This is a genomic window from Ralstonia sp. 1138 (genome assembly GCF_040544795.1).
Lineage (GTDB): Bacteria > Pseudomonadota > Gammaproteobacteria > Burkholderiales > Burkholderiaceae > Ralstonia > Ralstonia flatus.
The window spans coordinates 172,382-186,172 of the sequence record NZ_JBEPKQ010000005.1 but is presented as its reverse complement, the minus strand read 5'-3'; the positions used below and the strand labels follow the sequence as shown (position 1 = coordinate 186,172).

Sequence of the window (13,791 nt, the reverse complement as noted above, 5' to 3'; positions counted from 1 at the left end):
ATTTGAGGGTCGGTAACGAGGGCCGGGCAAGGTACAATAGCGGTTTTCCCGCGCACGCCGGGAAGTCCCTCCTTCCAGCTACTGCCTGCCTTGCCCACCATGGCGCATTTCTCGTGCTTTCCCGGCGCTCTCGCGCTGTCCGCCTTCCGCCAGCAACGCCTGCTTTCGACCCTCAAGCGCATCGATCCGGACATCGATGCCGTCAGTGCCCAATACCTGCATTTCGTGGCCGCCGACACGCCGCTGTCAGCCGATGAATCCGCCCGTGTGCAAGCGCTGCTGACCTACGGTTCGCCCGCCCCGGCCGATGTCGAGGGTGACCGCTTCGTGGTCATCCCGCGCTTCGGCACGATCTCGCCGTGGGCCAGCAAGGCGACGGAAATCGCCCGCCACTGCGCGCTGCCGCAAATCCATCGGATCGAGCGCGGCGTGGAATTCACCGTCACGTGCAAGAAGGGCCTCATTCGCAGCCTGACCGGCGCTGCCAAGCATCTCGACGACGCCACTCGCGCCGCCGTTGCCGAGCATCTGCACGACCGCATGACCGAAACCGTCATCGACTCGCGCGAAGCCGGCTACGGCCTGTTCGACGTGTTGCCCGCCAAGGCATTGCGCTTTGTCGATATTGCCGGTGGCCAGGATGCTGGTCGTCGTGCCTTGGAAGCCGCCAACGTCGAAATGGGCCTGGCCCTGTCTGACGATGAAATCGACTACCTGGTCGACGCTTACCGCAAGCTCGAACGCAACCCGACCGACGTCGAGCTGATGATGTTTGCGCAGGCCAACAGCGAGCACTGCCGCCACAAGATCTTCAACGCCGACTGGACCATTGACGGCGAGACGCAGGACAAGTCGCTCTTCGCGATGATCCGCAACACGCACCAGCTTGCGCCGCAGGGCACGATCGTCGCGTATTCGGACAACGCCGCCGTGATGGAAGGCGGCATGGCCGAGCGCTGGTTCCCGCACGCGGGCACGGAAGGCCAGACGGGCGTGCCGCAATACGGCCGCCGCGAAGCCCTCACGCACACGCTGATGAAGGTGGAGACGCACAACCACCCGACGGCCATTTCGCCGTTCCCGGGTGCGTCCACTGGCGCGGGCGGTGAAATCCGCGACGAAGGCGCGACGGGCCGCGGCGCCAAGCCCAAGGCCGGCCTGACCGGCTTTACCGTGTCGAACCTGCTGCTGCCGGAAGCCGTGCAATCGTGGGAAAACGCGCGCGATACCGCCCAGCCCGTGGCGCACCGCAATCCGAATGAAGCTGCACCGGGCCCCGTCGGCAAGCCTGACCGCATCGCCTCGCCGCTGCAGATCATGATCGAAGGCCCGATCGGCGGCGCAGCGTTCAACAATGAATTCGGTCGGCCCAACCTCGGCGGCTACTTCCGCGTCTACGAGCAGAATGTCGGCGGCACCGTGCGCGGCTATCACAAGCCGATCATGATTGCGGGCGGCATCGGCAACATCGACGCCGGCCACACGCACAAGCACGGGCTGCCGGCCGGCACGCTGCTGATTCAGCTGGGCGGCCCCGGCATGCGCATCGGCATGGGCGGCGGTGCTGCCAGCTCGATGGCCACCGGCACCAACACCGCCGACCTGGACTTCGATTCCGTCCAGCGCGGTAACCCCGAAATGCAGCGCCGCGCGCAGGAAGTGATCAACGCGTGTTGGGCGCTGGGCGAGGACAACCCGATCCTGTCGATCCACGACGTGGGCGCAGGTGGCATCTCCAACGCCTTCCCGGAACTCGTCGATGGTGCCGACAAGGGCGCGCGCTTCGACCTGCGCCAGGTGCATCTGGAAGAGTCCGGCCTGAGCCCGGCAGAAATCTGGTGCAACGAATCGCAGGAGCGCTATACGCTGGCGATTGCCCCCGGCGATTTTCCGCGCTTCCAGGCCATGTGCGAGCGCGAGCGGGCGCCGTTCTCGGTGGTCGGTTTCGCCACGGACGAGCAGCAACTGCAAGTGGTCGACAGCGACACTGCGGCCGATCTCCCTGAACACTTCCCGGTCAACATGCCGATGGACGTGCTGCTCGGCAAGCCGCCGCGCATGCACCGTGACGTGCGTCGCGTCGCGCAGGAACTGCCGGAAGTCGATGTCACCGGTCTGGACCTCGAAGTCGTCGCACGCGACGTGCTGCGTCATCCGACCGTCGCCAGCAAGTCGTTCCTGATCACCATCGGCGACCGCACCGTGGGCGGCCTGAACACGCGCGACCAGATGGTCGGCCCGTGGCAAGTGCCGGTGGCCGACGTGGCCGTCACCACGCTCGACTACAAGGGCTACGCCGGCGAGGCGATGACGATGGGCGAGCGCACGCCGCTGGCTGTCATCAACGCACCGGCATCGGGCCGCATGGCCATCGGCGAGTCCATCACCAACATCGCCGCTGCACCGATCGACTCGCTCACGCAACTGAAGCTGTCGGCCAACTGGATGGCCGCCTGCGGCGTGAACGGTGAAGACGCCCGCCTGTACGACACCGTCAAGGCGGTCGGCATGGAGCTGTGCCCGGCCCTGGGCATCAGCATTCCGGTGGGCAAGGATTCGCTGTCGATGCGCACCAAGTGGGAAGACGAAGGTGCGGCGAAGGAAGTCGTGGCGCCGGTCTCGCTGATCGTCTCGGCGTTTGCCCCGGTGACGGACGTGCGCAAGACGCTCACGCCGCAGCTCAAGCAAGTGGAATCGGCCAACGCGCCGGCAGACACCACGCTGATCCTGATCGACCTGGGCCGCGGCAAGAACCGCATGGGCGGCAGCATCCTGGCGCAGGTCACGGAGCAGATCGGCAACAGCGTGCCCGACGTGGACGACGCCGAAGACCTCAAGCGCTTCTTCGCCGCCATCCAGCAACTGAACGCGAGCGGTTCGCTGCTGGCGTATCACGACCGTTCCGACGGTGGCCTGTGGGCGACCGTCTGCGAAATGGCCTTCGCCGGCCACTGCGGCGTGTCGATCAACGTCGACATGCTCACGCTCGACGGCGCGCATGAATCCGACTACGGCGACGCCAAGAACTGGGCGCAGCAAGTCTCCGGCCGCCGCGCCGACCTGACGCTGCGCGCGCTGTTTGCCGAAGAACTCGGTGCCGTCATCCAGGTGCCGCTGGCCCAGCGCGACGCCGTCTTTGCGGTGCTGCGCGAACACGGCCTGGCCGGTTGCAGCCACGTGATCGGCGCGCCCAACGCTAACGACCACATTGAGATCTGGCGCGACGCCAAGAAGGTGTTCAGCGCGTCGCGCATCGAACTGCAACGCACCTGGACGGATGTCTCCTGGCGCATCGCCAGCCTGCGCGACAACCCCGAGTGCACGCAGAGCGAATACGACCGCATCCTCGACGCTGAAGACCCAGGCATCTCGCCCAAGCTCACGTTCGACTTGGCGGAAGACGTGGCCGCACCGTTCATCGCCACAGGCGCGCGTCCGCGCATGGCCATCCTGCGCGAGCAGGGCGTGAACTCGCAGATCGAAATGGCCTATGCGATGGACAAGGCCGGCTTCGACACCTACGACGTCCACATGAGCGACCTGCTGGCGGGCCGCACGAACCTCGCCAGCTTCAAGGGCTTCGTCGCCTGCGGCGGTTTCAGCTACGGCGATGTGCTCGGCGCGGGCGAAGGCTGGGCGAAGACGATCCTCTTCAACAGCATGCTCGCCGAGCAGTTCGCGGCTTTCTTCAACCGCACCGATTCGATCGCGCTGGGCGTGTGCAACGGCTGCCAGATGATGGCGAACCTCGCCCCGATCATCCCGGGCGCCGGCGCATGGCCGAAGTTCACGCGCAACCAGTCGGAGCAATACGAAGGCCGCCTGGTGACCGTGCAGGTGGAGGCATCCCCGTCGATCTTCTACGCGGGCATGGAAGGCAGCCGCATCCCCATCGTCGTCGCGCACGGCGAAGGCTATGCCGACTTCTCGCAGCAGGGCGACATCGGCAAGGTCGCCGTCGGCCTGCGCTACGTCGACAACCGTGGCGAAGTCACGCAGACCTATCCGCTGAACCCGAACGGCTCGCCGCAGGGCATTGCCTCGGTGACGACGCACGACGGCCGCTTCACCGTGCTGATGCCGCACCCGGAACGCGTGTTCCGCGCCGTGCAGATGAGCTGGCATCCGAAGGAATGGGAGGCCGCCGGCGACGGCAGCAGCCCGTGGATGCGGATGTTCCGCAACGCGCGGAAGTGGATGGCGTAAGCAGTCCGCTCAGCAGCAAAACGAAGAACGCGCCGGGGCGACTCGGCGCGTTTTTTTCGCCCCTCCGTAGGGACGACGAGGCCGGACATCAACCCTTACCGACAGCCCGGGCAATATTTCCTAGGCAAATGTTATATTTCGCGCGCATGCGCCCCGGCCGATGAGCCGAAAACGCAGTACCCCAGCCGGCGCGCCAGAGAACGACAACACAAAAAACGGGTCATTCGCGCCACGGTCCTGCCTCTCCATGATCAGCGCCCGACCCATGGGTCTATGCGACGAGGGGATCAACATGAACCGGGTCTATCGGCTGGTCTGGAGCCGCACCTTGCGTGCTCCGCAAGTGGTATCGGAACTGACCAAGGCATCGCACGGGGGCGTTGACGCCAGCGGCGACACCACGCATGCGCGTCGCCGCGCTTCCATCATCTCAATCAGCGTATCGCTTGGGCTGGCCGGTGCGGCGCTCCCCGGCTGGGCCGCGACCTGCTCGCCCAGCACGATCGCAAACTGCAGCGCAGCCGGCGGCGCCGGCATCCCCGACCGCAGCGGGAATGGGGGCAGCGGCAACGGCGGTGGCGGCGGTTCGTCGGGCCTGGGCAACGGGGGCGCGACGGTGCAGATTCCTGGCGGCGCAACGTCAGGCGGGACGGGCGGCACCGGGGCCCTGAACGACAGCAACCAAAACGGCCCCGCGGGGGCGCCGGCAGTGGTGCTCGCTGGCGATGCGGTGGTCAATACGAACGTACAGGGCGGCGCAGGCCAGGCGTTCGACGGATTCAATTTTGCTGGCGGCGCCGGTGGTGGTGGCGCCGGCGTGTACTCCACGGGCACCAGCGTCACGGTCAACAGCGGCATGACCGTGCAGGGTGGCGCCGGCGGAAACGGCGGCGCCGGCACATCGGGGCCGGCCTCCAACGGCGGCGGTGGCGGCGGCGGCGGTGCTGCCCTGGTGATGGTGACGCCGGCGGCCGACGTGAACAACCAGGGCACGCTGGTCGGCGGCAATGGCGGTAACGGAGGGGGCGGCGGAAACCCAGGGGGCGGCGGTGGCGGTGGCGATGGGTTGCTGACCTTGGGTTCCGGCACCCAGGTGACCAACATTGGGACGATCGTTGGCGGCGTTGGCGGCGCTGCTGGTGGCGGCGGCAGCACGGCCGGTGCCAGCGGCGCAGGCGTCAATCTGGCTGCCGGCTTCAATGTGTTGACCAACGTCGGCACGATTACCGGCGGCGCGGGCAACGGCGGTGCCGCGGGCGCGGGTGTCATTGCCAACGGCGCCGTCATCGTCAATGGCGGCACGATCAGCGGCGGATTGTTCAGCGACGGCGTGACGCGTGCCGCAGCCATCCAGTTCAACGGGACGAACAACACGCTGCAACTTGTGACGGGTTCCAACATCGTCGGCAACCTCGACGTGGCCGCGGGGGCGGCGGCCAAGATCACCGCCGGCAGTGCAGGCCTCTCGCTGTCCAACAACGTCACGCTGGGCGACGCCACGTCGCGCGTCACGCTCGATTCGACCACGACGAACCTCGTGGTGTCAGGCGTCATATCGGGCGCGGGCGGCGTGGGCGTGACCGGCAGTCGAACGATCACGCTGACGGGCGACAACACCTACACCGGCGCGACCACCATCACCACGGGCACGCTGCAGATCGGCAACGGCGGCACCACCGGTTCGGTGGCCGGCAACATCGTCAACAACGGCACACTGGCTTTCAATCGCAGCGACGCGGTGACGTACGCCGGCACCATCAGCGGCGCCGGCAATCTGGTGCAGGCCGGGGCCGGCACGTTGACCATCTCAGGCACGGCGGGCTATGCCGGCAGTACCACCATCAATGCGGGCACGCTGGCGTTGTCCGGCGCCGGCAGCATCGCGGCTTCGAGCGGCGTGGTGAACAACGGCACGTTGGATATTTCGGGGACGACCTCCGGCGCCACCATCAACGCACTAACCGGCTCCGGCACCGTCGCCCTGGGTGGCCGGACGCTCACGCTTGCGAACGCAGCCGGCACGTTCAGCGGCACGATCGGGGGGACGGGCGGCCTCACAGTCAGCGGCGGCGCGCAAACGCTGTCGGCGATCAATGGATTTACCGGCGCAACGACGATCAGTGGCGGCACGCTCGCCCTGTCCGGTGCTGGCAGCATTGCCGCGTCGAGCGGCGTGGCGAACAACGGCACGTTCGATATTTCGGGGACGACCTCCGGCGCCACCGTCAACGCACTGACGGGCTCGGGCACCGTCGCCCTCGGCGGCAGGACGCTCACGCTTGCCAATGCAGCGGGCACGTTCAGCGGCACGATCGGGGGGACGGGCGGCCTCACGGTCAGCGGTGGCGCGCAAACGCTGTCGGCGATCAATGGATTTACCGGCGCAATGACGATCAGTGGCGGCACGCTCGCGCTGTCCGGCGCTGGCAGCATCGCTGCCTCCAGCGGTGTGGTGAGCAACGGCACGTTCGATATTTCCGGGACGACGTCTGGTGCCACCATCAACGCGCTGACGGGTTCGGGCATCGTCGCCCTTGGTGGCCGGACGCTGACGCTGGCTAACGCAGCCGGCACGTTCAGCGGCGCAATCGGTGGCACGGGCGGCCTCACGCTGAATGGCGGCGCGCAAACGCTGTCCGGTGCCAACGGCTTTACCGGCGCAACGACGATCAGTGGTGGCACGCTCGCGCTGTCCGGCGCTGGCAGCATTGCCGCGTCGAGTGGCGTGGTGAACAACGGCACGTTCGATATTTCGGGGACCACGTCCGGCGCCACCATCAACGCACTGACGGGCTCAGGCACCGTCGCCCTCGGCAGCCGGACGCTGACGCTGGCCAACGCATCGGGCACCTTCAGCGGCGCAATCGGCGGCACGGGCGGCCTCACGCTGAATGGCGGCACGCAAGCGCTGTCCGGCGTGAACAGCTATGGCGGTGCAACGACGATCAACGCCGGCACGCTGGCGTTGACGGGTGCCGGCCGCCTGGCTTCGGGTACGACGGTCGCGCTCACGGGCGCAACGTCGGCACTCGATCTGTCGGCAGGGGCCAACCAGACGGTCGCCCATCTCTCGGGCGTCGCTGGCAGCCGCGTGGTGCTGAATGGCAGCGCGTTGACGCTGGCTGACGACTCGTCCCAAGCCTTCGGCGGCAGCCTGAGCGGCAACGGGTCGTTGATCAAGCAAGGCACGGGCACGCTCACGTTGAACGGTGTCAGCAGCAGCTTCTCTGGGTCGAGCACGGTGGCAGGCGGCACGCTGGCCGTCGGCGATGCGGCAAACGCCAGTGCCGTGCTTGGCGGCAATGTCCTGGTGAACGCGCTGGGCACGCTGCGCGGCCACGGCACGGTTTCGGGCGACGTGACCAGCAGCGGGGTGGTCGCGCCGGGCGGCTCCATCGGAACGCTGTCCGTGGGCGGCAATTACACGCAAGCGTCGGGCGGGACGCTCGCCATCGAGGTCAGCCCGACGGACGCCTCGCAACTGCGCGTGGGCGGCGCCGCGGCGCTCGGCGGGTCGCTTGCCATCGTGTTCGATCCGGGCACCTACACCGCGCGCCGCTACACCGTGCTGAGCGCGGCCAACGGCGTGACGGGCCGCTTCGCCAACGTCAGCACGGCAACGGCCGGCGCCAGCCTCGGCACGCTGCAGACCTCGGTGGACTACGGAACGAATGCGGTCGATCTGCTGCTCGCGGAAGCAACGGCGCCCGGTGCGCCCGGTGGCGGGACCGTCGTCGCCCCGACAAAAACCTCCATCTACACGGCGCTTGGCACGACGGCGCTGCTGCAGGCGCAAAGCGCCAACGCCGCGCTGCTCGGCCGGTTGTCCGGGCCGCAAGACACGCTGGGTGGCTCCAACAACGTATGGGCAACGGCCAGCGGCTCCAGCACGAAGGTGGGCGGCACAGGCAATGCGCCGGGCTTCCTCACGCACGCGTACGGGTTCCTGGCGGGAGCGGAGGGCCGCATGGGCGCGGCCACCGTCGGCGCGGCGGGCGGCTACACGCACACCACGCTCGGCGAGGACACGACCGGCGCATCGGGCACCATCGACACGTTGCGCGTGGCCCTCTACGGCGCCCAGCCGATGGGCGCCATCAACCTGTCGGCCACGGTCGGCTATGGGCTCGATTTCTTCTCGCAGAAGCGGCCGTTCGGCAGCGTGGGCACCGCCGAGGGAGACCATCTCGCGCACGAATTCACGGCCGCCACGCAAGCCAGCTTGCCCATGGAGATAGGCGGCCTCCGCCTCGCGCCGCACCTGGGCCTGCGCTACGCCTACGTGCGCGGCAGCGGCTTCGGAGAGGACGGCGCCAACGGCCAGAACCTGCAAGTCGGCCCGGACAGCGCGCGCAGCCTCCAGCCGTATGTGGGCGTTACGCTCGACAAGGCCTTCGGCGATGTGCGGCCGGTCAACGTGCAGCTTCGCCTGGGCTATGCGCACGAGCTGATGAACGCTGGCCGCGTCGTCCAGGTGCAGAGCCAGGACGACACCGTGTTCGCGGCCCCGGGCACCGATCTGCCCCGTTCGTTCCTGACGACGGGAGCGAGCGTCACGCTTCAGGCGGCCAAGGCGACCACGGTGTCCTTGGGCGTGGATGCCACCATTAATACGAGCCACGTGTCTGCGCAGTCTGCGTATGTGCGGGTCAACCACAAGTTCTGACGTGGCACAGCGTGCCGATGCGCACGCGGCCATCCACGAAAACGCGCCGGGGCAACTCGGCGCGTTTTTTCTTGTGCGTGCTGCCAGGCGTGTCGGGCATGTTGACTTGCGTCAATGGCAAGAACGGCATGGCGTCTAGATTCCGTAGAGAGGGGCTGTAGCAGAGCGCGGGACGCATCCACGGAGACGCACATGAACACGGTACGCACACTCGCTTCCACGCTCGTCGTGGCGGGCCTAACGGTGGCTGCGCAGGGCATCCACGCGCAGACGCTGGAAAAGATCGCCGCGGCGGACAAGATCACGGTTGGCTATCGGGAAGCGGCGGTTCCGTTCAGCTACTTGCTGGGCCCGAACAGGGCTGTCGGGTTTTCCGTCGATCTGACGCAAGCCATCGTCGACGATGTGCGTGCCCGGTTGAAGAAGCCGTCTCTGCAGGTCGACGCGATTCCCGTCACCGGCACGAATCGGATTCCGTTGCTCGTCAACGGCACCTACGACCTCGAATGCGGATCGACCACCAACACCAGCGCGCGCGGCAAGGAGGTGGCCTTCTCAATCAACTTCTTCTATGCAGGAACGCGCCTCCTGACCAAGCGCGATTCGGGCATCAAGAACTACACGGACCTGGCCGGCAAGACCGTCGCCAGCACAGCCGGCAGCACGAACGAAAAGGTGCTCAAGAAGTTTGCTGTCGAACACAACATCGACGTCCAGATCATTCCGGGCAAGGACTATGCGGACGCGCTCAAGCTTGTCGAAACCGGCCGCGCATCGGCATTGGCGCTCGATGACGTGCTGCTGTATGGGCTGCGCGCCAACTCCGCGAATCCCGCGGCGCTCGACGTCGTGGCGGAAACCCTGCAGGTCGAGCCGTATGCATGCATGGTCCGCAAGGACGACCCCGCCTTCAAGCGGCTCGTCGATGCCACCATCAAACGCCTCATGAAGTCCGGCGAGTTCACCGCGCTGTACAAGAAGTGGTTCGAGTCGCCCATTCCGCCGGCCGGGGCAAACCTCGACATGCCGATGAGCGATGCGCTGCGCGCCAACCTGAAAAAGCGCAGCGACAAGCCGGCGCTGTGATCGCCCTCGCTAGCGACCAAACTTCTCGACGACACCGCGCCACAACGCCTCCCGCTCGGCGCCCAGGTGCGCGCCGCTCGCATCGCCGGCCGCGTCCTGGCCCACCGCAAGATGGACCATGGTGAGCCTGGATTGCGGGTCCACGTAGATCGCCTGTCCATGGATGCCGAGCAGCACGAATCGCCGTGCTTGTCCCGGCAGGAGCCAGACCTGGAAGCCGTAACCGTAATAGCGGCTGCCGTGATACGTCATCTGCCCCGGGCGAAAGGCATCAGGCTGGCGCGCTGCGTCGGTCATGTCGAGCAGGAAGTCGCGCGGCACGACTTGCCGGCCTTGCACCACGCCATCGTTGGCCAGCATGGACCCGAGGCGCGCGTAGTCCCGCGCCGTTGCATTGAAGCCGCCTTGGGCAAACGCCGATCTGTCGGATTGGCGCAGGAGGTAGGTCGCCTTGGCTTCGGCCCCCATCGGCTTCCATAGCTTGTCGTCAACGAAGTCGCACAGGCTGCGGTGCGTCGCCGCTTGCAGCACGAGCGCCAACACTTCGGTTTGCGCGCCGGCATAGTTGAAGCGCGTGCCCGGCGCGTCGGCGCGCTCGTTGACCTGGGCCGCGGCCGCCAGCACGCCTTGCTTTGCTGCCGTCTTGAGAAAACGTGCACGGTCGTCAGTGGGGGTGTAGTCCTCGACGTACTTCGCACCGGAGGCCATGCGCAGCAGATCGACGATGCGCGTTCCACCGTACAGCGTGCCCGCCAACTCCGGCACGTAGTGGTCCACACGATCCTCCAGCGAGCGCAGGCTTCCATCCTCCAGCGCCTTGCCGATGGCGAGTGCAACCAGCGTTTTGGCCATCGAGTTGGACAGCATGCGCATGTCGCGCGTGCGGTCGTAGCCGTAATGTTCGGCCAGGATGACGCCGTCCTGAACGATCAACACAGCGGTTACGCGCTGATGCTCCATGTAGTCGGCCAGCGTGTAGTCATGGTTGCGGAAGCGATACCGGACATCCGCCTCCTTGTCTGCGATCTTGAACTGCACCGGTTGGTCGGCCGGCGCCAGGTCGCAAGACGGCGAGATGCGGTCCATGCCGCTGAAGGCTCCCACGATGTACTGCGCCTCGTGGATGCGTGCGGCGCTTGGCGCAAGCGGATAGCCTTGCGCCTTCCCGAGTCGATCTTCATCGGGAGAAGCGGCAGCGACGCTGCAGGCGAGCAGCGCGCACGTTGCGCAATATCGGAAAGCTTTCATGACCGGGGCAGGGGTGAGGTTGCTGGCTGCGGCAAGCCGTGAGACTACACCGGCCGCAAGGCAGTGCGTCTACGCATTCGTGCCCAGCGGTTCCAGATACGGCGCCAGCAACTCGCTCATCCAGCTCATGAAGACCTGCACCCGAACCGGCAGGTTTCGCCGGTTGGGGTACACCAGCGACACCGGCATCGGCGGCGGCCGGAAGTCAGGCATGACGTCGATGAGCGTGCCGTCCGCAATCGCCGACGACAGCCCCGCGTACACCGGCGCCTGGATCATCCCCAGCCCCGCGCGGCACGCTGCGTCGTAGCTCTCGGCCGAGCTGACGGTCACCGCGCCCTTCATCGGCCGGAACGCCGAGCGGCCATTGACCGTGTATTCCCACCCCGGCGATTTCGTCCCCAGCGTCTGCACGTAATGGACGATGCGATGGTGGTCGAGGTCGTCGAGTGTTTTCGGCATGCCATAGCGCGCGATGTAGGCCGGGCTGGCGCAGTTCACCTGATGCAACTGGCCGAGCGGGCGGGCGATGAGGCTGCTGTCGGTCAGGGTGCCGATGCGCAGTACGCAGTCGAAGCCTTCGCGCACCGGGTCCACACGGCGGTCGGTGCTGGAGAGTTCAATTTCCAGCTCGGGGTGCGCATCGAGCAGTGCGGGCAGGGCCGGGATGACGATGCGGCGTGCAACGCCGACCGGCATGTCGACGCGCAGGCGGCCGCGCAGCGCTTGCGGGCTCTGGCGGAACATCGTCTGTAGCTCGTCCATGTCGGCCAGCAGGTCTTGGCAGCGCTCGTAGAACGTCTGGCCATCCTGCGTGAGCTGCACCTTGCGGGTGGTCCGGTGCAGCAGGCGCGTGCCGAGCATCGTTTCCAGCTGCTGCACCGCCACCGAGGCGGCCGGCTTGGGAATGCTCAACGCTTCTGCCGCGCGCGTGAAGCTGGCAAGTTCAGCCACGCGCACAAAGATCTGCATGGCTTCGAGTCGGTTGGTGGACATGGCGGGTGGGTTGATTGTTATCTGTGGGCAAACACACCGATAGGATAAGCGAGATTTATTCTTTGTTTATCGCCCAATACCATGCTCTCACGGTGTTCGACACCCATCTCAAATCCAACCGGAGAGCAAACATGACGCAGACCCATACCCCCATCGCGATCGTCACCGGCGGCAGCCGCGGCCTTGGCAAGAACATGGTGCAGAAGCTGGCCCAGCGCGGCACCGACGTGATCTTCACCTATCGCACCAACCGCGCGGAAGCCGATGCCCTCGTCGCTGAACTGACTGCCCAGGGCCGCCGCGCCGCCGCCTTGCAGCTGGACGCCGGCAAGATCGCCACGTTCCCCGCCTTTGCCGAGGCCGTGCGCGGCGTGCTGGCGCAGTGGAAGGCCGAGCGCTTCGATTACCTCGTCAACAACGCCGGCGTTGGCGTGCATGCCGCCGTGGCCGAAACCACCGAAGCCCAGTTCGACGAACTGATGAACGTGCATTTCAAGGGCGTGTTCTTCCTCACGCAGATCCTGCTGCCGCTCATGGCGGACGGCGGACGCATCGTGAATATCTCGTCGGGGCTCGCGCGCTTTGCGCTGCCGGGCTACGGCGCGTATGCGGCAATGAAGGGCGCGGTGGAGGTGCTGACGCGCTATCTGGCGAAGGAACTCGGCCCGCGCGGCATTGCCGTGAATGTGGTGGCGCCGGGTGCCATCGAGACGGACTTTGGCGGCGGTGCGGTGCGCGACAACGCGAGCCTCAATGCGATGGTGGCGTCCAATACGGCGCTGGGGCGCGCTGGGGTGCCGGACGATATTGGCGGCGTGGTGGCCTCGTTGCTGTCGCCGGATAACCGGTGGATCAATGCGCAGCGTATTGAGGCGTCGGGCGGGATGTTCCTGTAAGCAGCGCACGTCCCTGCGCATGGGGTTCAGAACGTCAACTGTGGGGTTCTGAACTCCATTCGCCGAGCTCTGAACTCCATGCGCCGAGTTCTGAGCTCCATGCGCCGAGTTCTGAGCTCCATTCGTCGAGCTCCGAGCTCGGGGCGCCGAGCAAAAAGCTCCATGCATGGAGTTCAGAACTGGGAACGTGGGAGCTTGGGGCTTGGCGCGGCGGCGTATCTCTTGTTTCTCCCCCTGCCGGGGGCGACTTACTTTCTTTGTCTTGCCAAAGAAAGTAAGCAAAGAAAGGCGCGCCCGAGATGGCGACTTCCCCTTGGATTTTTGTAACCGGGCGGAGACGGGGAAAACTCGCTGCGCTCAGACAGTTCCCCGTCTTTTTTCCGCCCGCTTACAAAAATCCAAGGCGCCATCAAGGGCAGGGTACGGCCACACAATCTGTGCACTGACCTAGGTGGTTCTTATTCGTTGCGGTGTTGCTCGCTTTGCTTCGCGTTGTGTTGGTGGTTCCTGCTGCACGGGTGATCGATGGTTTGGCCTCTGACTTCCTGCCCTATGCGGCGCCTTGAATTTCTGTTGCAAGGAGGAAAAAGGAAGGGAAACTGTCTGAGCGAAGCGAGTTTTTCCCTTCCCCTCCTTGCGACATAAATTCAAGGAGTCTTTCGCCGCATCGGGCGCGCCTTTCTTTGCTTACTT

The 13,791-nt window shown here is 66.2% G+C and carries 6 protein-coding genes; 4 read left to right on the top strand and 2 right to left on the bottom strand.

The window, feature by feature from the left end; genetic code table 11:
- Nucleotides 1–99 precede the first annotated feature (99 nt).
- The 3 genes from purL (at nt 100) to ABIC76_RS21440 (ending at nt 9,958) form a co-directional block, all read left to right on the top strand.
- Complete coding sequence (purL, locus tag ABIC76_RS21450) at nt 100–4,206, top strand: phosphoribosylformylglycinamidine synthase (RefSeq protein WP_354535177.1); 4,107 nt, start codon at nt 100–102, stop codon at nt 4,204–4,206.
- 292 nt (nt 4,207–4,498) lie between these two features.
- Complete coding sequence (locus tag ABIC76_RS21445) at nt 4,499–8,872, top strand: autotransporter-associated beta strand repeat-containing protein (RefSeq protein ID WP_354535176.1); 4,374 nt, start codon at nt 4,499–4,501, stop codon at nt 8,870–8,872.
- A 192-nt stretch (nt 8,873–9,064) separates the two neighbouring features.
- Nucleotides 9,065–9,958, top strand: a complete 894-nt coding sequence (locus ABIC76_RS21440) for a transporter substrate-binding domain-containing protein (RefSeq protein WP_354535175.1) — start codon at nt 9,065–9,067, stop codon at nt 9,956–9,958.
- 9 nt (nt 9,959–9,967) lie between these two features.
- On the opposite strand, the gene ABIC76_RS21435 is transcribed toward ABIC76_RS21440, so the two are convergent.
- Nucleotides 9,968–11,206, bottom strand: a complete 1,239-nt coding sequence (locus tag ABIC76_RS21435) for a serine hydrolase domain-containing protein (RefSeq protein ID WP_354535174.1) — start codon at nt 11,204–11,206, stop codon at nt 9,968–9,970.
- A 69-nt stretch (nt 11,207–11,275) separates the two neighbouring features.
- Nucleotides 11,276–12,202, bottom strand: a complete 927-nt coding sequence (locus ABIC76_RS21430; protein ID WP_354535173.1) for a LysR family transcriptional regulator — start codon at nt 12,200–12,202, stop codon at nt 11,276–11,278.
- Nucleotides 12,203–12,333: 131 nt separating this feature from the next.
- Between ABIC76_RS21430 and ABIC76_RS21425 the strand changes: the two genes are divergently transcribed.
- The gene (locus ABIC76_RS21425) at nt 12,334–13,098 is read left to right on the top strand and encodes an SDR family NAD(P)-dependent oxidoreductase (RefSeq protein ID WP_343549536.1); all 765 of its coding nucleotides are present in this window, start codon (nt 12,334–12,336) and stop codon (nt 13,096–13,098) included.
- Nucleotides 13,099–13,791 lie beyond the last annotated feature (693 nt).